Genomic DNA, 20,554 nt, shown 5'->3' with positions numbered 1-20,554 from the left:
CTCGGAGGCCGGACGGGCGGCGCGGACGGGTCAGACGGCAGCGGTGGCGGCCCGCTGGCGCTCGACGGCCTCGTAGAGCGCCTTGATGTTGGCGGTGCCGAAGGTGCCCGCGCCCTGACGCTCGATCAGCTCCAGGAAGAAGGTCCGCCGGGGGTGGGTCGAGCGGGCGAAGATCTGGAACAGCTGGCCGCCGTGGTCCTGGTCGACCAGCACGTCCAGCTCGCGCAGCGTCCCCACCGGGATCGCGGTGCCGCCCAGCCGCTCGGCCAGGCCGTCGTAGTAGGTGCCCGGGGTGCTCAGGAACCCGACGCCGTTCGACCGGGCGGTGCGCACGGCGGTGGCGATGTCCGCGGTGCGGAAGGCCAGGTGCTGGACGCCCGGGCCGTCGTGCTGCGCGAGGAAGGTGTCGATCTGGCCGGCCCGGCGGCTGGTGTCCGGCTCGATCAGGGTGAAGGTGACCTCCCCGGAGGCGCTCTGCACCACGCCGGAGTCCATCGCCTGCTCGCCCACCTCGATGTACTCGCCGAAGATCCGGTGGAGGCCGAGGGCGGCCTCGCAGAACCGCACGGCGTCCGCGAGCTGCCCGGCGGGCACGCAGACGGCGACGTGGTCCAGCGCCTCCAGCAGCTCGCCACCGGTGCGCTCCGCCGGCTCCGGCAGCGGGACGAACCGCAGCGCGGTGTCGCCGAAGCCGGCGATCAGCCCGCCCGCCCGGTCCAGCACCGCGGCGCCGTGCCGCTCGGCCCGCTCCAGCGCCGCCCCCGGGTCGGTGCAGCCGAGCGCCAGCACGGCCACGCCCTCACCGTGCCGCTCGACGTAGCGGGCCACCGGGTGGTCGGCCCGCTCGCTCGAGTCCAGCCGCAGCCGGATGCCGCCCTGCCGGAGGTCCACGGTCCGCACCCCGGGCCGCGCCGCGGGCTGCTCGGCCGCGCGCCGGAAGCCGTAGCCGGCCTGGAACTCGGCGGCGGTCTGCACGGCGTCGGCGCAGTGGTACTCGACACGGGTGATGGTCTGGATCGACAACGGGGCTCCTGGCAGGTGCGGTCGGGGAGGTGGGGCGGGTTACCGGACGGCTTCGGTCGGGGTCGGGCCGAAGACCAGGCTGGTGTTGTGGCCGCCGAAGGCGAAGGCGTTGCTCAGTGCGGCCCGCAGCACGGCCGGCCGGGCGGCGCCGCGGACGTGGTCCAGGTCGCAGGCCGGGTCGGGATCGCCCAGGTTGAGGGTGGGCGGGAGCAGGCCGCGGGCCACGGCCAGCGCGGTGAACGCGGCCTCCACCGCCCCGGCCGCGCCCAGCAGGTGGCCGGTGGCGCCCTTGGTGGAGCTGACGGCGGGCCGGTGCGCGCCGAACACCGCGTTCAGCGCGGCCGATTCGGCGAGGTCGCCGAGCCTGGTGCCGGTGCCGTGGGCGTTGACGTAGCCGATCTCGGCGGCGTCCAGGCCGGCACTGGCGAGGGCGTGGCGCATGGCGTCGGCCGCGCCCTCGCCGTCCGGGCGGGGCATGGTCGGGTGGTGGGCGTCGGTGGTCGAGCCCCAGCCGATCAGCTCCGCGTAGCCGGCCGCACCCCGGGCCCGCGCGTGCTCGGCGCTCTCCAGCACCAGCACGCCGCTGCCCTCGCCCAGCACGAACCCGTTGCGGCGGGCGTCGAACGGCCGGCTCGCCTGCCTCGGGTCGTCCCAACCATGGGAGAGCGCGCGGGCGTTGGCGAAGGCGGCGACGATCGTCGGGTGCAGTGAGGCATCCGTCCCGCCGCACACCACCACCTCCGCGTCACCGGCCCGGATCAGCCGCAGCCCCTCGGCCACCGACTGGGCGCCGGCCGCGCAGGCCGTCACGATCGCGCTGCTGAAACCCCGGATGCCGTGCTTGATCGCCACCCGGGCGGTCGCCATGTTGGAGAGCATCCCCGGCAGCAGGTACGGGTTGACGGCCGGGCGGCCGCGCTCCTGGCGGCGCCGGGCCTGCTGCTCGTAGGTCTCCAGGCCGCCGCCGCCGGTGCCCAGCACCACGGCGGTGCGGCGGGCGTCCACGTCGCGGCCGACCAGCAGCCCGGCGTCGGCCAGCGCGTCGTCCGCGGCGGCCATGGCCAGCAGCACGAACCGGTCGACGCAGCGGGTCTCGGTCGGCGGCAGCACCTCCTGGCCCTCGATGTGCGGGGCGATCCCGGCGGCGGGCAGCCAGCCGTGCGCGACGTGGTCCTCCGGCACGGCGGTGATGCCGCTGCGCCCGGCGGTGAGCGCCTCGAAGACCTCGCCGGGCCTGCGCCCCAGCGGGGTGACCAGGCCGATCCCGGTGACGACGGCGCCCGGGCGGCCGGTGCCCCGGCTCACCGGGCACCCACCGAGGCGAGGTGCCGCTCGCGCAGCAGGATCTTGCGGACCTTGCCGGTCGGGCCGAGCGGCAGGTCGTCGCCGTCGACCACCAGCACCGAGCGGACGGTGGCCGCGGTGTGCTCCTCGAGCGCGGCGAGCACCTGCGCGGTGCGGTCGGCGGCCGGGTCGGCGCCGTCCGCGAGGATCAGCAGCACGTCGGTGACCACCCGGTCGCCGTGCCTCACCGCGACCACCGTGCAGTCCAGCACCTCGGGGAGCCGGGCCAGCACCCGCTCCTCGGACATCGCGGTGAACAGCCGCCGGCCGCCGCCGAGGTCGACCGAGTCGACCAGCCGGTCCACGTGGTAGTAGAAGCCCTCCTCGTCCCGGTACATCAGGTCGCCGGTGAGGAACCGGCCGCGCAACCGGGTGCGGTAGGTGGTGACCGAGTCGTTCCAGTAGCCGAGCGCCAGGGTCGGTGAGGCGGTGGCGAGTTCGCCGACCTCCCCGGGGCCGAGCGGCTCGCCGTCCGGGCCGACCACCTCGCAGTCGACGAAGGTGTGCGGGCGGCCGACGCAACGGCCGTACCGCTCGGTGCCGGGGGCGTGGGTGATGTGGAAGTGCGAGTGGCCCATCTCGGTCGAGCCCAGGCCGTCGACGAAGACCGAGCCCGGCAGGCGGCCGCGGCGCCCGCGGACGACGGTCTGGTGCGAGCCGGCGGCGATCAGCCGGCGGATGTGCGCCTCGTGCGCGCAGTCCCCGGTGTTCCACCACAGGCCGACCGAGGACAGGTCGCGGGCGGAGAGGTCCTGCCCGGCCAGGTCGGCCCAGGTGGTGGCGAAGCCGAAGACGGCGAGCGGCTGCCAGCGCTCGATCGCCTCCAGCACGGCCGGTCCGGTCTGCCGGGAGATCAGGTGCAGCCGGCCGTGGAAGCTGAGCGCCAGGTTGAGGGCGATCAGCGTCGCGGCGTGCGCGGCGGGCAGCGCGCTGAGCACCCGGTCGATGCCCTGCGGCCGGGGCAGGGCGGCGCGGTGCCGGATCGAGGCGTAGAGGCTCTGGTGCGAGTGCACCACGGCCTTGGGCATCCCGGTGGTGCCGGAGGAGTGGGTGATCGCCACCGGGTCGTCCGCGGCGTGCCGGTAGGGCGCGGGCGCCGCGTCCGGGTCGCCGGAGCCGAGCTCGGCGGCGTCGGCGAGCACCGGGGCCGCCGGGTCGTACCCGGCCAGTGCGGCCCGGTGCCCGGGGTCGGTGAGGATGCCCACGGCGCCGAGGCGGGCGAGGTAGCGGGCCGCGCGTTCGCCCTCCACCCCGGGGTTGAGCAGCGCCGGGATCGCGCCGAGCCGGGTCAGCGCCAGGAAGCAGAGCACCTGGTCGGCGGCGGCCGTCGTGTACACCGCCACCGGATCCCGCCGGCCGACGCCGAGGGCGTGCAGCGCGGCCGCCCGGGCCCGCACGGCGCGGTCCAGCTCGCGCAGGGTGAAGGGCTCCCGGGCGGCGCGCCCGTCCACCGGGGTGTCGAAGGTCAACAGCGGGTCGTCGAGGCCGGTGCCCAGGGCGATCCTGCTGGTCAGCACGTTTCCGGCGCCGACCTGCGGATCGGCCGCCAGGAGACTGCGGATGCTGCGGATGCTCACGGTGATGGATCCCTCCCATGGCGCTGGCCATGCGGATGCGGTGTGCGGTATGCGGTGGCGGGGACGGGTGCGGGCGGGGACGGACGGGGTGCGGTCAGCCGGCGGCGACCAGGACGGCGATGGCGTGGTCGGTGCCGCCCTCCACTCCGGCCTGCTCGGCGGCGATCACCAGCACCTGGTCGGCGTCGCCGTCCGCGAGGAGCAGCGCGGCCAGCTCCAGTGCGTCCCCCGGGATCCGGCCGGGTGCGGCGGCCTCCCGGGGGCTGATGGCGACCACCGGGCCGGCCAGCCCCCAGCGGCTCGCGAGGTGCCCGAGGACGGCGTTGGGGTTGGACTGGAAGAAGAGCAGCGGCGGCATCCGGTGCCCCGCGGCGGCGGTCTCGATGGCCAGCGCGGTGGCGCGGTCGCCGCCGGCGCTGGCGAGCAGCAGGCCCGTGCGGTCGGCCCGGTCGGGGCCCTGGTACCGGGTGAGGCAGAGCTCGGCGACGGCCGCGACCAGGGGGTTGAAGGTCGAGGCGGTGAAGCCGGGCAGCGCGGGCGGCTCACCGCCCGGCCAGCTCGCGGCGGCGAGGGTGCGCAGTCCGGTCATGCGGCGGCCACCAGCAGCGCGGTGTTGGCCCCGCCGAAGGCCGAGTTGAGGCTGAGCGCGTAGCGGGGGCGGCTCGGCTGACGGTCCGTCAGTACCAGGTTGAGGCCGATCTCCGGATCCGGTCCCAGCCAGCCGGCGTTGACCGGCAGTCGGTCACTCTCCAACGCCGCGACGGTGACGAGGAGTTCGAGCAGCGCCGAGGCCTCCAGGGCATGGCCGTGGACGGATTTGCTGGAGCTGACGGGGAGTCGGTCCAGCGCCTCGCCGAAGACCGCGCGCAGCGCCCGGGCCTCCGCCAGGTCGGAGATCGGCGAGCCGGTGCCGTTGGCGTTGACGTAGCCCACCTCGGCCGGGGCGACGCCCGCCCGGGCCAGCGCGGCCCGGGCGGCCCGGGCCACGCCCGCGCCGTCGGGCCGCGGGCGGCAGACGTGGTGGGCGTCCCCGGCCCGGCCCCAGCCGGCCAGCCGGGCGAGCGGGCGGGCGCCGCGCTCGCCGGCGGCGGTGTCGGACTCGATGACCACGGCCGCGGCGGCGTCGCCCAGCAGGGTGCCGGTCCGCCCGCTGCTGAACGGCCGCAGCTCCCCGTCCCGGGCCAGTGCCCGGCCCGCGTCGAAGGCCGCGAAGACGCCCGGCTCCACCAGGTGGCCGGCCGCGACCACCACCCGGGGGTGCCGGCCGGAGACCACCAGGGCGGCGGCGTCGGCCACCGCCGTGGCGGCCGCCACGCAGGCGCCGGTGTAGACCCGGCCCACCCCGGCCAGGCCGAGGGCGCGGGCTCCGCCGGCGACGGCCTCGGCCACCGCGCCGGTGTTCAGACCGCTGTGCAGGGCGAGCAGCAGCGGCGTGTCGCCGGGCCCGGCGGGCAGCCCGGACTGCCGGCAGGCGTCGGCGACGGCGCCGAGCACCGCCCGGTCGAGCGGCGGCGGGTCGGGCAGCAGGGCCGCCCGCCGGGTGCCGCGCCGGCTCACGTCGAAGCGGGCCACCTCGGTGAAGCCGGTCCCGGCCCGGGCCGTCGCGGCCGCCAGCGGGGCGAGCCCGGGGCCGAAGGCGCTGAGCACCCCGAGGCCGGTGAGGACCGGCCGTGCGGCCGGCGGTGCGCTGGTGCTCATGACCGTGCGGCCCCACCAGGTCCGGCGGAGGGGCCGGCGGAGGGGTCGACGGAGCGGTCGGCGGCGAGCACGGCCGCGCGCAGCACGGCGACGGCGTCGTCCACCGTGCGCACGGCCGCGAACCGCTCGTCGGAGAGCTCCAGCTCGACCGCGTAGCGCTGCTCGAACTCGGCTACCAGCCATGTGAGTTCGAGTGACCCCAGGGCCTCGGGGACGCTGCTCGCGGCACGCTGCCCGAAGGCCGCGAGCATCCCCACCACCTCGGCCCGGTCCGGCAGCACGGGCGTGCTCACGCGGGGCTGCCGGCGGCGGTCGGGGCGGTCTCGGCCGGCTTGTCGGCGATCCGCCGGGCCACGTCGGCGATGAACTGGTCGAGGGTCATCTGCGCGGTGGTCTCCGCCTCGTCGAGGCCGTACCTGACCCCGAACTCGTCCTCGACCTGGGCCGACAGGTCGGCGAGGGCCAGCGACTCGAGGTCGAGTCCGGCCGGCCCGAGGTCGGTCTCGCCGGTGACCTCGGAGACGTCGTAGCTCATCTCGGTGAGGGCCGCGAGGATGAACTCGTGGATGCGCTCCTGCATGGTGGTGCTCCTCGTGCTGTGTCGGGGTTTCGGGCGCGGTGGGTCAGCGGGCGGGCGTGGCCGCCGCACCCGCGGCGGCGCGCAGCGCCGTGGTGTCGCGGACGAGCTTGCCGGTGGTGGTGCGGGGCAGCGCCGGGAGGAAGGAGAGCCGGCGGGGCCGTTTGAAGGAGGCCAGTTCGCGGGTGAGCGCGTCCTGGACGGCGGTCGGCGCGGCCTCCCCTTCGGCGGCGAGATAGGCCTCGATGGCGCCGTCCGCGAAGACCACCACGGCCTCCCGGACCTCCGGCAGGGCGGCGAGGGTGTGCTCGACCTCGTTGAGGTCGACCTTCAGGCCGCCGATCGAGACCTGGGAGTCGCGCCGGCCGAGCACGGTGACCCGGCCGGTCGCCGGGTCGACCCGGGCGGCGTCCCTGGTGTGCAGCCGGCCGTCCGACCAGCGGGTCGGGTCGGCGAGACCGGGGTACGGGGAGGCGGCCATGGCGAGGTGCAGTTCGCCGCCCTCCTCGTGCGGCTCCATGCCGTGGACCGGTGCGGCCTCGGGATGCAGGGTGCCGTCCAGGTCGGTGGCGATGACGCCGAGTTCGGTCATCCCGTACATGGTGCCCAGCGGTACGCCGTAGCGGGCGGTGAAGGCGGCGGGCAGGCCGGGGCGGACCAGCTCGCCGGCCACGATCATCCGGCGCAGCTGCGGCAGCGGCGGGGGAGCGGCCGCCGCCAGCAGCTCGGCGTGGAACGGCACGCCGATCAGGGTGGTCGGCCGGTCGTCCCCGGCGATCGCGGCCAGGATGCCCGCCGTGGTCGTCCGCTCGGGGACGGTGAGCGGTGCCCCGGCGTGCAGGCTGTTGAGCAACCCGCCGACCAGGCCCAGCACATGGACCATCGAGGAGAGCAGCACGACCCGCTCCCCGGCCTTCGGGAAGAGCTTCAGCCGCCGGTAGCAGTCGAGTTCGCGCAGCAGGTCGGCGGCCGTGCGGGCGATCACCTTGGCCGGACCGGTGGAGCCCGAGCTCAACTGCACCAGGGCGTGGCCGGTCGCGGCCGGACGGCCGCCCGGCAGCGCCTTCGGCACGGGGTCGGTCTCGGCGAAGCCGCGCAGCGCCCCGCCGGGACGGTCTGCCGACTCCACCAGCACCTGGGGCGCCAGCCGCTCGACGGCGAGTGCCACCTCGTGGGCGGTCAGCCGGTGGTCCAGCAGCACGGCCTGGACGCCCAGTCGCCAGCAGGCGAGCAGGGCGGCGGTGTAGCCGAGCGAGGGCGCCAGCCGCAGCGCGGCCGTGCCGCCGCCCGACAGGCCGGCGGCGGTGAGCCGTTCGGCCTGCTCGGCGACCAGGGCGCGCAGCGCGCCGCGGGCCACGGGGGCACCGAAGCGCAGGCACTCCTGGTCGTCGGGGCCGGCCAGCAGGCAGCGGTCCACCCAGTCGTGCGGGGCCCCGGACAGCCGGGACGGAGAGGAGGATGTAGCGGTCAACGCAGCTCCACGACGGGGAGGTTGCAGGGAGGTCGGGCGCAATCAGTCGATTCGGCCCGGCTCCTGACGATTACACAGGGGCTCGACCGGAATCAAGGTCTAGACCATTGGTCTCGCACCTTTCGGCACCGTTGGCCCGCTCGGGCCGAACAAGGCCTGCCCGCAAAGGCAGTTCGCGAGAATCGTTGAACCTGCTGAGCCCGGTTGCACGTACTCCGCTCGGGTGCCCGCGCAGGAGAAAAGGGGGGAGGGGCCGGGTCTCGGACCCGGCCCCTCCCCCTTTTCTCCCCGCAGCGCTACCGGATCCGGGCCGAGAAGAGCCGCGCCGACCAGGCGACCGCCGCCGTCGTCATCACCGCGACGATCAGCAGCCCCTGCCAGACCACGCCGGCGCCGGGGTGGCCGGAGAAGAGCGCGCGCATGCCCTCCACCGCCCAGTAGAACGGGTTCCACTTGGCCGCGGTCCGCAGCCACATCGGCGCCAGCGCCAGCGGCAGCAGCACCCCGGAGAGCAGGCCGATCGGCTGGGCGATGGTGTTCACCACCGGCGCCATCGCGGCATCGTCGGGCAGCGCGAGGGCGATGCCGTAGGAGATCGCCGAGGTCATCAGGGCCAGCAGGGCGAGCAGCAGGTAGGCCAGCAGCAGGCTCGGCGGATCCACCCGCAGGCCGAACGGCAGCGCGACCAGGGTGATGATGACCGCCTGGACCAGCAGGCCCACCGTCTCGCGCAGCGCCCGCCCCAGCAGCAGGGCGAGCCGGCTGACCGGGGTCACCCGGGAGCGCTCGATGATGCCCGCCTTCAGCTCGCCGAGCAGGCTGAAGCCGGTGTAGAGCCCGCCGAAGATGCAGAGCACCGCCAACAGGCCGGGGACGTAGATCTGGTAGGCCTGGGCATAGCTGGTGGCGCCCAGCGGCTCCAGCACTTTGCGCAGCAGCGGGGCGAACAGCACCAGGTAGAAGACCGGCTGGGTCACCCCGACGACGATCCAGATCGGTGTGCGCCACATCAGCAGCAACTGCCGCTGGAAGACCAGCCAGGTGTCACGGGCGAGCTTCACGGAAGGAACCCCAGGGATCGTCAGGACTGTTCGATGGAGCGGCCGGTGCGGGCCAGGAAGACGTCGTCCAGGCTCGGCCGCTGGAGCTGGACGGTGCCGGGGACGACGCCCGCCCCGTCCAGCGCGCGCAGCAGGTACGGGATGGCCGCGGCGCCGTCGTCCAGGTAGAGCCGCAGGCCCTCCTCGCCCTGCTCCAGCCGGTGCAGGGCGGGTTGGTCGCGCAGTGCGTCGGCCGCGGCCGCGCACTGCTCCGGCGGCACGCCGAGCAGCAGGACGTCGCCGGAGATCTCGCGCTTGAGCACCTCGGGCGTGCCCTCGGCGACGACCTGGCCGTGGTCGACGATCGCGACCCGGTCGCAGAGCGCGTCGGCCTCGTCCAGGTAGTGGGTGGTCACCACCACCGTCATGCCCTCGGTGCGCAGCCGCTTGATCTCGGCCCAGACCTGGCCGCGGCTGGCCGGGTCGAGGCCCACCGTCGGCTCGTCCAGGAAGAGCACCCGCGGTGAGTGGATCACCCCGAGGGCGATGTCCACCCGCCGGCGCTGGCCGCCGGAGTAGGTGCTGCAGGGGCGGTCGGCGAACTCGGCCAGCTCGAAGGCCTTGAGGGCGTCCTCGGTGTGCCGCTGGGCCTCGCTCTTCCGGCTGCCGTACATCCTGGCCTGCATCACCAGCTCCTCGCGGGCGGTGATCGCGTCGGTGGTGCCGCCGCCCTGGGCGACGTAGCCGATCCGCCGCCGGACCCCGGCCGGGTCGGCCAGCAGGTCGGCGCCGGCGACCCGGGCCTCGCCGCCGTCCGGGCGGATCAGGGTGGCGAGCATGCGCAGGGTGGTGGTCTTCCCGGCGCCGTTGGGGCCGAGGAATCCGAAGATCTCGCCCGCGCGGACGTCCAGGTCGATGCCGCGGACGGCATCGACCACGGCTTGGCCGCGCTTTCCGGAGGGGTAGGACTTGCGCAGTCCTATGGTCTCGATCAACCAGAACTCCCGAGCTGGGATGGGATGCGGGGGCTCCTGGGGGCCGGTGCCGCGGCCTCAGCCTAGAGGCCCGGCCACTCAGGAGACAATGGCCTAGACCAATTCAGGCGGCGGGCGGCGAGCCCGTGACCAGTGCTTCCATCCGGTCGGCTGCCGTCACCGCCCCGCCACCGGCCAGCAGTTGACGTCCGATCAGCTCGGCCGCCGTGCGGTGGGAGGCATCGCCGAGCAGCTGTCGGAGCCGCTCGGCGATGACAGCCGGGGTGACCCGGGCGAACGGGACCCGCAGGCCCGCCCCGGCCTCGGCGACCCGCTGCGCCACGAACGGCTGGTCGTTGCGGATCGGCGCGATCAGCAGCGGCACGCCGTGGGCCAGCGACTCGACCACGGTGTTCATTCCACCATGGCAGAGCACCGCGTCCACCGCGCCCTTCGCCAGCAGCTCCAGCACGGGTGCCCGTTCGACCACCAGCACGTTGTCCGGAAGGGCAGCGGGAACTGCCCCGCGATGCGCCGCGATCACGGCCTGCACGCCCTCGCCGTCCTCGGCCAGCGCCCGCACGGTGCGGTGCAGGAAGTCCGCGCCGACCGCGTCCGACATGGTGCCCATGGTGACCAGGACGGTGCGCCGGTCCGGGTCCAGCCGCTCCCACGGGAACGCCGGATCGGCCGGACGCTCCGTCAGCACCGGTCCCACCAGGGCGTGGTGCGGTGCCTCCGGCAGGTCGCCGAGCAGCGGCCGGCCGGTGGTGGCCACCACCAGGTGCGGCGAGAACCGCGGATCGGTGAACTCGGCGGCGGGCAGCGCGGCCCGCTGCCACAGACCCTCCAGCAGGCCCGTCATCCAGCCTTCGACCTGCGGCAGCGCCCGGTATGGGCGGCCCAGCTCCAGCGCGCCCGGCGCCAGGCTCGCCCACGGCAGTCCGTGCCGGTGCGCGACCAGCGCGCCCGCCGGGGTGTGCTGGTCCACCAGCAGCGCATCGGGCCGGAACTCCCGCACCACGGCGTCCAGCGGCTTCAGGGTGAACTTGGCGTACGGGACGACGAAGCCCTCCCAGAGCGAGCGCAGCGAGGCCAGGCCGTGGCCCCCCATCGCCCGGAACGCCCGGTTGCCGGTGCCGAAGATCCGGGCCTCCGGGCCCAGCAGCGGGCGCAGCATCGTCTCGGTGCCGCTCCAGGCGACCTCGTGGCCGCGCGCGACCAGCTCGTCCGCGATCCCGGCCGCCGGGTTGACGTGCCCGGCCAGCGGGGGCACCACCCACAGGAAGCGGCTCATCGGCGCACCAGCTCCGCCAGGTCGCCGACGGTCAGCGCGGCCAGTCCGGCCAGGTCGAGGCCGGCCCGCAGCGCGCCCAGATCGGCGCCGAAGCGCTCCCGCAGCAGCGCGTCCAGGGCGGCGAACTCGGTCTCGTCCAGGGCGAGATCACCGTCGAGCCGGTCCTCGGGGGCGAGCGAGTCTGCCCATTCGGGCAGCGCGTCGGCGGCCTCGGCCAGCGCGGCCAGCAGCCCCGGATCGAGTGCGGCGGGCGGCCCGGAGGCCAGGGAGGAAGCGGTTTCTCGGTATGCGGAGGAATGCTGGGAATCAGTCATCGGAAGGCTCCACCGGCTCGACGGCAACGGGAGTGCGGGAGGGGGCTCCAGGGCGGTGATCGCTTGTGCGACCCGCGGAGTGTGGGAATACTAACCGGCGTGACCGCACTGGAGGCAGTGGCCGTTCACCTCCCCCCACGGATCGAATCGGTCGAAGACGTGGGTGCGCGGATCGGCCTGACCAAACGTGAACTCCGACTCTTCCGCCGCTTCCACGGCCTGGACCAGGTGCGCCTGGACCCGGACGGGACGCTGCTCGACCTGCTGGACGCCGCCGTCCGGGCGCTGCCCGAACTGCGCGGCAACGAACACCGGATCCGGTACCTGCTGCACGCCCGCAGCACGCCGGTCGCCGTGCCCTACCCGATCAACCCCCTGCACCAGCTCCGGGAACGCTTCGGCCTGATCCATGCCGACGCCTTCACCGTCACCCAACAGGCCTGCGCCGCCTCACTGCTGGCCGTCGACCTGGCCGGGCGACTGCTCGCGGACGACGGCGACCCGTCGGCCCTGGCCCTGGTGCTGGCGGGGGAGAAGACCTTCACCCGGGACGCCCAGCTCCTCCCCGAGACCTCGCTCTTCGCCGAGGCCTCGACGGCCTGCCTGGTCAGCCCCGGCGGCGACCGGAACCGCGTGCTCTCCTACGCGGTCCGCCAACGCCCCGAGTTCTACGGCCGACCGGCCGAGGACCCGGAGCTGATGGCCCGCTACCAGCGGGAGTTCCAGCCCACCCTGGTCGAGACCGTGCAGGCCGCGCTCGACCAGGCGGGTCTGGAGCTGTCCGACATCGCCCTGCTGCTCCCGCACAACGTCAACCAGGCCTCCTGGCGGACCACCTGCCGCCATCTCGACTATCCCTTCGAGCAGGTGGTCCTGGGCAACGTGCCCTCGGTCGGACACAGTTTCGCGGCGGACGCCTTCATCAACCTCCGCACCGCCATCGACGACGGAGCGCTCCGCCCGGGCGACCACTACCTGATCGCCGCCGCCGGTATGGGCGCCACCTTCGCGGCCATGGTCCTGCGGCACTGACGCGCCGCCACCTCCCCGTTCCTCCCCATCCAGCACTGGACGGTCCAGCCATGTCAGAAACCTCCCTTCCCGCAACGCAGTCGGCCGACCCCGAGGTGCGCGGGCGGATCCGGCGCGGCATCGAGGAGGTGCTGCCGCGGATCCTCCAGGTCGAACTCGCCGACATCCCCGAGAACGCCTGCTTCCTGGACGACTTCGGCCTCACCTCCTCCGGTATCGTCGAACTGGTCCTGGAGATCGAGGAGCAGCTCGCCATCCAGATCGACGTCGAGCAGCTCGTCGTCGACGACGTCCGCACCCTCGACAGCCTCACCGCCTACGTCGTCGGACACCACACCGACGAGGAGTAGGGGCCTGCCTCTCGGATCACGCCGGGCGGTCGCCGCCGGGCACGCACCCCGACGACGCCCGAACGACGCCCACTATCCGACCCGACCCGAAAGGCAGGCCCCCGTTGCCCTCCGAGACCCGCGGCCTGCGCGTGACCAGGGCGGTCGCCGCCGGATTCGACGGCCACTGCGCCGCCGCGCTCCACCCGGACCTGCGCGTCTTCACCGCCGACCTGGTCCGCCCGTACGGCCTGCCGCTGCGCGAGGACCTGCTGGCCGGAGGCGCCGGGCACGACTACGGCGAGATGGCCGCCGGCCTCCTCGACCGGGCGCTGCCCGGCGGCGAGCCCGCGGACCTGCTGATCCTCGCCTTCTCCTCCCCGGACGTCCGGCCCGCCGCGCCCTCCTCGCTCCAGCTCAGCCGCCACTGCCCCGGGCAGCCGACCGCCTTCGCCGTCTGCGACCAGGGCAGTGCCGCCGCCCACGCCGCGCTGCGGATCGCCGCCGCCCACCACCGCACCGGCGGCTGCCGGCGGGCCGTGATCGTGCTCGCCGAGCAGAGCGCCCTGCACTACCGGCCTGCCGAGCCCGTCGAACTGCCCGCCGAGCACCGGGCCGTCGTCCTGGTCTGCGAGGAGGCCCCGGGAGAGGGGATGCGGGTGCGTCAGCAGGCCGAGCCGGACGGCGGGCAGGCGCTGCGCAGCGTCCTCGACGAACACCGCCGACTCGGGCCTGGCGCCGGGCTGTTGCTCGCCGCCGACCTGGCCCACGGGGACCTCCCCGAAGGCGCCGAGGCGGCCCGCCCCGGGCAGCCCTTCACCGGCGTCTGGAGCCTGCTCGCCGACCGGCTGGCCGGCCGCCCTGCCGAGGGCCCGCTGCTGGTCGCCGACCACGACCGGCGCCTGGGCCGGCTCAGCACCCTGACCCTGCCATGACCGGCCCCGACGTCATCGACGTCTGGACCATCCCGACCGATCAGCCCCCGGCCGTGGTCCGCCGGCTGTACGCACTGCTCGACGCCGAGGAGCGGGCGCGGGCCGACCGGGCCCAGGACCCGCGGCAGGGCGAGCGCTTCACGGTGGTGCGCGGCGCCGTCCGGCTGCTGGTCGCCGAACGGCTCGACGCCGCGCCCGCCGAGCTGGTGTGGCGGCGCGGCCCGCAGGGCAAGCCCGGCCCCGCGGGCGGCAGCGGGATCGAGGTCAACTGGTCCGCCTCGGGCGCCCTCGGACTGCTCGCCCTCGCGGCGGGGCGCCGGGTCGGCGCGGACGTCGAGGAGCTCCGCCCGGCCGTAGTCGGCATCCGGATCGCCGGCGCCTACTTCCCGCCCGCCGACGCGGCCCACGTCCTCGACGCACCCACCCCGGCCGACAGCGCCGACCGCTTCACCCGGCTCTGGTGCCGCCGCGAGGCCTGCGTCAAGGTGTACGGCGGCCGGCTCGTCCAGGGCCTCGGCCTCCCGCTGACCGGCCCCTCCCCGCTGCGGCTGCCCGACGCGGGCCCGCTCGGCCCCGGCCCGGTCCGCCTGGCCGACGTCCCCGTCCCAGGCCCGTTCCGCGCGGCGGTCGCCGCCGACGGGGACCGCCCCTTCACCGTCCGCCGACACCAATGGGCCTGACCGGCCATGCACGGGGCCCGGCCGGCAGCAGCCGGCCGGGCCCCACGCGTAGCGCTCTCAGCCCACCGGCTTCGACATGTAGACCGCCCGCCGCCCGTAGGACGCGGGCAGGGCCACCTCCCGGTGCGCGCGGTAGCCGAGGAACCGCAGCAGGATGTCGGAGCCGCGCACCGCGACCATCGAGATCTGCGCGAAGCCCCGCTCCACCGCCTGCGCGGACACGTGGTCCATGAACACCGAGGCGAGCTCCCGGCCGCGCAGGTCCTCGGCCAGCACCAGGTCGTGCAGGTGCAGGTTGTCCGAGTCGAACGCCCCGTCCTCCGCCACGGCGAGGTCCGGGCAGCGCAGCGGCGGGTACGGCAGGCTCAGCAGGTAGCCGCGGACGGTGCCGTGCTGCTCCAGCACGTAGCAGGTCTGCGGCGAGCAGCGGACCCGGGACTGCAGCGCCTCCCGGCCCTCGGAGAGGCCGTCGGCCGCGTAGGCGTCGTGTTCCAGTGCGACCACGGCCTCCCAGTCGCGGTCGGCCAGCTGCCGGATCAGGAACTCCCCGCTCACCCGCCGAGCCCCCGCTCGCGGGCGGCGGCCACCATCGGGGCCCAGGCCTCGATCAGCACGGCCCAGCGCTCGGCGTCCTCGCGGGCCTCGTCCAGGAGCTGCTGCCGCTGCGCGGCCACCGCGTCCGCCAGTTCGACGTACTTGCCGCCCAGCTTGCGGTAGAGGCGGTCCACCTCGTCCAGGCACTGCTCGTTCACGTCCCGGTCCAGGTCGATGGTGCTCCGCACCAGTCCGAGGATCGGCTCGACCTTCAACTCGTGCCGCTCGTCCAGCAGTCCGCTCGGACCGAGGTCGATCATCTGGCCGTAGACCGGGTACAGGTACAGCATCGAGAGCAGCATCTTCACGAAGCGCAGCTGGTAGGCGACGAACCCGGCACCGATCCGGCGCTCGGGGGTGTAGTAGTTGACGATGTGCCGCCGGTGGATGACGGCGGGCAGCTTGGCGTGCACCAGGGCGTGCAGCAGGGCGTAGTCGCTGCCGATCGTGCGGAGCGCGGGAACCAGCGGCAGCACCTCGTAACTCCGGTGGTCCAGGGCGACGTTGCACATGTAGACGTCCCAGATGTCCGGCACGCCGAGCACCGATCCGGCGCTGTCGAAGGTCTCGGTCCCGGCGCCCTTGAAGGAGATGTCCACCATGGCGTCCTGCTCCTCCCGGGTCCACACCCGGGGCGTCCAGAGCCGCACCAGATCCCGGTAGACCTCCGGGTCCAGCTCGTTGATCTCGCCGATGTCCACGTTGAGTTCGCCCATGAAGGCGGCGCTGACCAGCATCACCGGCTTGTCCGCGTCCGCCGGGTCGAGAGTGGAGGAGGACACCCCCGCCAGTGCCTCGCCGGCCGGCTTGCCGATCGACAGCAGCTCGTGGTGGATCGGGAACATCTTCTCGCCGTCGACCACCTGGTAGTCGAAGTCGTCGTTGCGCAGGTGCGCCGAGGTGCAGCCGAGCGCGGTCGCGCCCAGGAAGAGCCGGTTGACGCAGGAGCCGTACGCCACGGCCTGCGGGAGCATCAGGTCCAGCAGCAGCTCGGGGTCGGCGGCGCCGGAGCGCCGGGCCACCCCGAGCAGGAAGGCCCGCTGCTGCTCGTTGCCCAGGTGGTGGACGAAGACGCCGGGCACGGGGGCCAGCGAGGCCACGGCGTCCGCGTTCTTCGCGAAGTCGGCGGCCGTGGTGGTGTCGAGGATGAGGAGGTGGACCTCCGCCCCGAAGGTCGCGACGGCGTAGGCCGCCTCCTCGGCGAGGTCCACGATGGTGCCGGGGCAGGGACGCATGGTGGGCAGGGCGAGGCAGACTCGTTGCATCGGTGGGATTCTCCGTCTGTTCGTCAGATTCGTTGCAGCAGCTGTCGGTTGATGGAGGGGTGGCGCCCTGCGGCAGCTCTGGCCAGTCCCCTCGCGGCGGCGCGGACGGGTGCGCCGGCGGGGTCGGAGAGCTGCGGCGGGTCCGGCGGGGGCGGCACCCCTGGCGTCCGCGACGGCTCCGGCGGCACCGGCCGGCGGGATGACCCTGTGTCATCACAGTGGACTAGACCAACTGGGGTGTCAACACGGTGCCGGCGGGGATCGGCCGGCCCGCGCCGACCCTGCCCGATCGGGCAGGAAATCCCTGCCCCCGCCGGGAGTTACGCCAGACAGGCCCGGCTGCGGTGGTGCTGCCCGAGGTCCTGGAGGGCGTGGCCGAGGGCGGTCAGCGCATTGGCCCTGCGGTGTTCCAGGCCCACCTTCTGGGCGATCGCCAAGGCCTGCTCGGCCGCCTCCAGGGCCTGGGTCGGCAGCCCGGCGGCCCGGCAGGACTCGGCCAGGCCCACCAGCACCCCGGGCATCCGGTCCCAGGACCCGAGCCTGCGCAGGGCACCGACGCACTCCCGGAAGTCCGCGCAGGCCGCCTCGAACCGGCCCAGCCCGTGCAGCGCCAGCGCCCGGGCGTAGAGCATGTGGATCCGGCCGACGGAGTCACCGAGCTCCCGGAAGGCCGCCAGACTGCGCTCGGCCCGCCGCCGCGCCGACTCCGGCCGGCCCACGGCGACTTCGGCCAGCGCCGCCATCCCCTCCACGAAGGCGTGCAGGGACCGGTTCCCCAGCTCGGCGCTGCGGCTCACCGCCTCCTCGCACCAGGCGGCCACCTCCTCCTCGCCGCACTGCGGCACGCTGGTCAGCGCGAGCGCCGCCAGCGCGGGCGGCAGCAGCTCCGGCTGCCCCGTCCGCCGCACCAGTGCGATCACCCGGGTCGCCTCGGCCCGGGCCTCCCGGGTGCGCTGCAGCTCCCGCTGGGCCCACATCAGCGTGTAGCGGGCACGCGCCTCGCTGCGCGGCAGACCGGCCGCGCGCGCCGCCTCGGCGAGGCGCCCGGCCAGGTCGCAGAGATCCGGTACGGCCGTGCCCAGGTCGATCAGCTGGATCAGCACCAGCGTCAGATCCGCGACCAGCGCCAGCGGGCCGTCCGGGTCGCGGACCGCCTGCCCGGCGACCGCCAGGACGGCGCCGACCTCCTGCTCGATCCAGCGCAGCCCCTCGGCCGGTCCGTCGAACCTCGCCTCGGGCAGCTCCGAGGCCACCAGGTCGGGGAACGGGTAGCCGGGCCTGACCACCCGGTACAGCCCGGCCACCGTCGCCAGGTAGTGCCGCAGGAGCCGCTCGACGGCCGCCCGCCCGGCCGCGGCGCCGTCCTCCTCCCGGACCAGCTGGCGGGCGAACAGCCGCAGCAGGTCGTGGTACTGGTAGCGGCCGGGGTACGGGCAGGAGAGCAGGCCCAGATCGGTCAGCGACTCGGCCAGCCGCTCCGCCTCCGGCTCCGGCAGCGCGAGCAGCACGGCGGCGGCCGCCGCCGACACGCCCGGGCCGTCCGGCAGTGAGAGCAGCCGGAACGCGCGGGCCGTCCCGGCGTCGAGCTGGTCGTAGCTGAGCCGGAAGGAGGCGGCGACAGCCAGCTCGCCGGTCTCCAGCTCGGCCAGCCGCCGCCGCTCGGAGGCCAGCCGCTCCGCCATGTGCCCCAGCCGCCAGCCGGGGCGGGCGGCCAGCCGGGAGGCCGCCGTCCGCACCGCCAGCGGCAGGAACCCGCAGGCCTCCGCCAGCCGGGTGGCCGCCTCGGGCTCGGCGGCCACCCGGGCCTGCCCGGCGATCGCCGCGAGCAGCCGCACCGACTCCGCCAGGCTCAGCGGCTCCAGGCCCACCTGACGGACCATCGGCAGCCCCGCGAGCCAGGCCCGGCTGGTCACCAGCACCGCGCAGGAACGGCTGCCCGGCAGCAGCGGCGCGAGCTGGGCGGTGTCGCGGGCGTCGTCCAGCAGGATCAGCACCCGCAGGCCCGCCACCCGGGACCGGAAGAGCGCGGCCCGGTCCGCCGTCCCCGGTGGGATCGCCGCATCGGCCACGCCCAGCGCGCCCAGGAAGCCGGACAGCACCTCGCCGGGATCGGCCGGAAAGGCGCCGGCCCCGTGCAGGTTCACGTACAACTGGCCGTCCGGATACCGCTCGGCGACGGCGTGGGCGACGTGCACGGCGAGCGTGGACTTGCCCACCCCGCCCATGCCCGAGAGCCCCACCACCGGCATCGCCGGGCCCCCGGCGAGCAGGTCGGCGCGGAGCAGCCCGCCGAGCTCGTCCCGGCCGGTGTAGTCGGCGATGTCGGCGGGCAGCTGCGCGGGCGGGAACGCGGCGGAGCCGCCCACCGCCGGGGCCGGCGCGGGCAGCACCGGCGGCGCGGCCAGCCCCGGATCGCCCGCCAGGATCGCGTGGTGCAGCTCGCGCAGCCGCGGACCCGGGTCCACCCCCAGCTGCTCCAGCAGCGTGCGGCGGGTGTCGGCATAGACGCCCAGCGCCTCGGCCTGCCGGCCGCCGCGGTAGAGCGCCAGCATCAGCAGCTCCCGCATCGGCTCCAGCAGCGGGTACTGGCTGACCCAGACGGTCAGCTCACCGATGACGCCCGCGTGCCGGCCCGCCGCCAGCTCGGTCTCCAGCCAGGTCTGGACGGCGTTCAGCCGCCGCTCGACCAGCCGGGCCCGGTGCGCCTGGGCGAACGGCCCCGGGAGCCCGGCCAGCGGCTCGCCGCTCCACAGCTCGCAGGCATCCTTCAGCAGCTCGGCCGCACCGGCCGTGTCCCCCAGTGCCCGGGCCCGGCCGGCCGCCGCGACCCGCTCCTCGAACACCTCCACGTCCACCGACTCCGCGGGCAGCCGCAGCACGTAGCCGCTGCCGGCGGAGACCAGGACGGCCGGGCGCACCCGGTCCGCCTCCAGCACCCGCCGCAGCCGCGAGACATAGGTCCGCACGACCGTGGCGGCGCGGGCCGGCGGCTCCTCCCAGAGCGCGTCCAGCAGCTCGTCCACGGAGACGATCCGGCGCGCCCGCAGCGCCAACGCGGCCAGCAGCGCGCGCTGTTGGGGCGGGCCGAGGTCCAGCTCGGTCTCCCCGAGCCAGGCCTGCACCGGCCCGAGCAGGCCCAGCCGCAGCCGGCCGGGGATCGAGGTGCCGTGCTCCGCCACCGCCGCCCATCACCGCCGGACGGCAGCGCGGGCGGAGCGGCCGGGGCAGCCGGACGGACCGCGGCGCCGGGCCCGCCGCGCGCCGGCCGCGGCCGGCCGGGTCCTGTCCGCCACTCGTCCTCGCGCATTCGCTCTGCCGCACTCACGTACGGATACCGTCACGCCACGGATCGTCCTCCGCGGGGGGCCGGGAACGCAAGCCGCGCCCGAAGGGAACCGCGAGCGGGTGCACATCCGTCAATCATTTGTTGATCGGCAGGAGCTAGCTTGCGCTCGGTGCACCCGCCCGCCGAACCCTCGGCGGTGACGGGGCCTCCCGCGGTGTCAGCCGGGCCGCCGGAGGAAGCAGGGCGTCGCGTGCGAGCGGTGCCGTGCCGACCGACCGGCTCCGACGGGGCGCCGCGGCTGGGGGGCGGGCGCGCTGTCAAGCGCAACGAAAGGAGACCGCCGTCGTGCTGCAGTACGCCGACGAGGTTCGTACCACCCGGACGATCCCGGTGGCCGTCCACGGCCTGGACCCGCTCGCCCGGGCGGGAGCGGTGAGCTTCCTCCGGCAGTGCCCGGAGCTCTCGGTCGTGGACGACGGCCCGCGGGACGGCGCGGGCGTGGTCGTGCTGATCGCCGACACCTTCGACGAGACGGCCCTGACCAGCCTCTCCCGGCTGGTCCGGGCCGAGCGGACGCGGGCGGTGCTGGTCCTGGAGCGGATCGAGGAGCTGGAACTGCTCAACGTGGTCTCGCTCGGCGTGACCACCATCCTGTGGCGCCGCGAGGTCACGGGGGAGCGCCTGCGCCAGGCCGTGCTGACCGCCGACCGGGGCCACGGCGACCTGCCCCCCGACCTGCTGGGCAGGCTGATCGGCAGCATGGGCCGCCGGCGCGGCGGCGAGGGCACGGCGCAGGAGAGCCTCCCCGGGGAGGAGGGCATGCTGCCGCGCGAGGTCGATGTCCTGCGCCTGGTCGCGGACGGCATGGACACCGGGGAGATCGCGGTCAAACTGCTCTACTCGGAGCGGACGATCAAGAACATCATCCACACCGTCACCACCCGCTTCCACCTGCGCAACCGCGCCCACGCGGTGGCCTACGCGCTGCGCGAGGGCTACATCTAGCCGCAGCCAGCCGCGGATTCCGCCAGGTGGTCTGAACCACTTCCGGTGCGGCAGCCGTTCAACGGGTGGGGCCGACGCTCCCGCCGCCGACCAGGACGACCACCGGAGGACAC

The 20,554-nt window shown here is 75.2% G+C and carries 20 protein-coding genes; 5 read left to right on the top strand and 15 right to left on the bottom strand.

What is annotated here, in order from left to right:
* Window positions 1–30 precede the first annotated feature (30 nt).
* The 12 genes from ACFYNO_RS22060 to ACFYNO_RS22005 form a co-directional block, all read right to left on the bottom strand.
* Complete coding sequence (locus ACFYNO_RS22060) at window positions 31–1,023, bottom strand: VOC family protein (protein ID WP_388014855.1); 993 nt, start codon at window positions 1,021–1,023, stop codon at window positions 31–33.
* 39 nt (window positions 1,024–1,062) lie between these two features.
* Window positions 1,063–2,328 (bottom strand): beta-ketoacyl-[acyl-carrier-protein] synthase family protein, encoded by a 1,266-nt coding sequence (locus tag ACFYNO_RS22055; protein WP_388014852.1) that lies wholly within the window; start codon window positions 2,326–2,328, stop codon window positions 1,063–1,065.
* On the bottom strand, window positions 2,325–3,944 hold the full coding sequence (locus ACFYNO_RS22050) for a class I adenylate-forming enzyme family protein (protein WP_388014849.1): 1,620 nt from the start codon (window positions 3,942–3,944) through the stop codon (window positions 2,325–2,327). Before ACFYNO_RS22050 ends, ACFYNO_RS22055 begins: the two co-directional genes overlap by 4 nt.
* A 94-nt stretch (window positions 3,945–4,038) precedes the next feature.
* Window positions 4,039–4,533: a hypothetical protein gene (locus ACFYNO_RS22045; protein WP_388014846.1), complete on the bottom strand. Its 495-nt coding sequence runs from the start codon at window positions 4,531–4,533 to the stop codon at window positions 4,039–4,041.
* Window positions 4,530–5,642, bottom strand: a complete 1,113-nt coding sequence (locus ACFYNO_RS22040) for a beta-ketoacyl synthase N-terminal-like domain-containing protein (protein ID WP_388014843.1) — start codon at window positions 5,640–5,642, stop codon at window positions 4,530–4,532. The genes ACFYNO_RS22045 and ACFYNO_RS22040 overlap by 4 nt, the downstream gene beginning before the upstream one ends.
* A complete protein-coding gene (locus ACFYNO_RS22035; RefSeq protein ID WP_388014840.1) occupies window positions 5,639–5,935 on the bottom strand; it encodes an acyl carrier protein in 297 nt (98 codons plus the stop codon). The genes ACFYNO_RS22040 and ACFYNO_RS22035 overlap by 4 nt, the downstream gene beginning before the upstream one ends.
* The gene (locus ACFYNO_RS22030; RefSeq protein WP_388014837.1) at window positions 5,932–6,222 is read right to left on the bottom strand and encodes an acyl carrier protein; all 291 of its coding nucleotides are present in this window, start codon (window positions 6,220–6,222) and stop codon (window positions 5,932–5,934) included. Before ACFYNO_RS22030 ends, ACFYNO_RS22035 begins: the two co-directional genes overlap by 4 nt.
* Before the next feature lie 43 nt (window positions 6,223–6,265).
* On the bottom strand, window positions 6,266–7,690 hold the full coding sequence (locus tag ACFYNO_RS22025) for a class I adenylate-forming enzyme family protein (protein ID WP_388014834.1): 1,425 nt from the start codon (window positions 7,688–7,690) through the stop codon (window positions 6,266–6,268).
* Window positions 7,691–7,986: 296 nt separating this feature from the next.
* Window positions 7,987–8,751, bottom strand: coding sequence for an ABC transporter permease (locus ACFYNO_RS22020; RefSeq protein ID WP_388014831.1), 765 nt, complete (start codon window positions 8,749–8,751; stop codon window positions 7,987–7,989).
* 20 nt (window positions 8,752–8,771) lie between these two features.
* The gene (locus tag ACFYNO_RS22015; protein ID WP_388014828.1) at window positions 8,772–9,725 is read right to left on the bottom strand and encodes an ATP-binding cassette domain-containing protein; all 954 of its coding nucleotides are present in this window, start codon (window positions 9,723–9,725) and stop codon (window positions 8,772–8,774) included.
* A gap of 103 nt (window positions 9,726–9,828) precedes the next feature.
* The gene (locus ACFYNO_RS22010; RefSeq protein ID WP_388014825.1) at window positions 9,829–11,001 is read right to left on the bottom strand and encodes a glycosyltransferase; all 1,173 of its coding nucleotides are present in this window, start codon (window positions 10,999–11,001) and stop codon (window positions 9,829–9,831) included.
* Window positions 10,998–11,315 (bottom strand): hypothetical protein, encoded by a 318-nt coding sequence (locus tag ACFYNO_RS22005; protein ID WP_388014822.1) that lies wholly within the window; start codon window positions 11,313–11,315, stop codon window positions 10,998–11,000. The genes ACFYNO_RS22010 and ACFYNO_RS22005 overlap by 4 nt, the downstream gene beginning before the upstream one ends.
* Window positions 11,316–11,414: 99 nt before the next feature.
* On the opposite strand from ACFYNO_RS22005, the gene ACFYNO_RS22000 reads away from it, so the two are divergent.
* The 4 genes from ACFYNO_RS22000 to ACFYNO_RS21985 all read left to right on the top strand — a co-directional run bounded on the left by ACFYNO_RS22000 (window position 11,415) and on the right by ACFYNO_RS21985 (window position 14,291).
* The gene (locus tag ACFYNO_RS22000) at window positions 11,415–12,347 is read left to right on the top strand and encodes a 3-oxoacyl-[acyl-carrier-protein] synthase III C-terminal domain-containing protein (protein WP_388014819.1); all 933 of its coding nucleotides are present in this window, start codon (window positions 11,415–11,417) and stop codon (window positions 12,345–12,347) included.
* 50 nt (window positions 12,348–12,397) lie between these two features.
* Window positions 12,398–12,697, top strand: a complete 300-nt coding sequence (locus tag ACFYNO_RS21995; RefSeq protein ID WP_388014816.1) for an acyl carrier protein — start codon at window positions 12,398–12,400, stop codon at window positions 12,695–12,697.
* Window positions 12,698–12,801: 104 nt separating this feature from the next.
* On the top strand, window positions 12,802–13,611 hold the full coding sequence (locus ACFYNO_RS21990) for a hypothetical protein (RefSeq protein ID WP_388014813.1): 810 nt from the start codon (window positions 12,802–12,804) through the stop codon (window positions 13,609–13,611).
* Window positions 13,608–14,291 carry a 4'-phosphopantetheinyl transferase family protein gene (locus ACFYNO_RS21985; RefSeq protein ID WP_388014810.1) on the top strand — a complete coding sequence of 228 codons (684 nt, stop codon included), beginning with the start codon at window positions 13,608–13,610 and terminating at the stop codon, window positions 14,289–14,291. Before ACFYNO_RS21990 ends, ACFYNO_RS21985 begins: the two co-directional genes overlap by 4 nt.
* Before the next feature lie 57 nt (window positions 14,292–14,348).
* Here the strand turns inward: ACFYNO_RS21985 and ACFYNO_RS21980 are convergent, their stop codons facing one another.
* The 3 genes from ACFYNO_RS21980 to ACFYNO_RS21970 all read right to left on the bottom strand — a co-directional run bounded on the left by ACFYNO_RS21980 (window position 14,349) and on the right by ACFYNO_RS21970 (window position 19,329).
* A complete protein-coding gene (locus ACFYNO_RS21980) occupies window positions 14,349–14,846 on the bottom strand; it encodes a GNAT family N-acetyltransferase (RefSeq protein ID WP_388014807.1) in 498 nt (165 codons plus the stop codon).
* Window positions 14,843–16,150 carry a DUF6271 family protein gene (locus tag ACFYNO_RS21975; RefSeq protein WP_388014804.1) on the bottom strand — a complete coding sequence of 436 codons (1,308 nt, stop codon included), beginning with the start codon at window positions 16,148–16,150 and terminating at the stop codon, window positions 14,843–14,845. The genes ACFYNO_RS21980 and ACFYNO_RS21975 overlap by 4 nt, the downstream gene beginning before the upstream one ends.
* Before the next feature lie 320 nt (window positions 16,151–16,470).
* Window positions 16,471–19,329, bottom strand: coding sequence for a BTAD domain-containing putative transcriptional regulator (locus ACFYNO_RS21970; protein WP_388014801.1), 2,859 nt, complete (start codon window positions 19,327–19,329; stop codon window positions 16,471–16,473).
* A gap of 452 nt (window positions 19,330–19,781) precedes the next feature.
* Between ACFYNO_RS21970 and ACFYNO_RS21965 the strand changes: the two genes are divergently transcribed.
* Window positions 19,782–20,441, top strand: coding sequence for a LuxR C-terminal-related transcriptional regulator (locus ACFYNO_RS21965; protein ID WP_388014798.1), 660 nt, complete (start codon window positions 19,782–19,784; stop codon window positions 20,439–20,441).
* The last annotated feature ends 113 nt before the right edge of the window (window positions 20,442–20,554 follow it).

The sequence above is a fragment of the Kitasatospora sp. NPDC006697 genome (assembly GCF_042869935.1).
GTDB lineage: Bacteria > Actinomycetota > Actinomycetes > Streptomycetales > Streptomycetaceae > Kitasatospora.
Note: the sequence above shows the minus strand (reverse complement) of the source record. Positions and strands in the feature narration are given on the sequence as shown.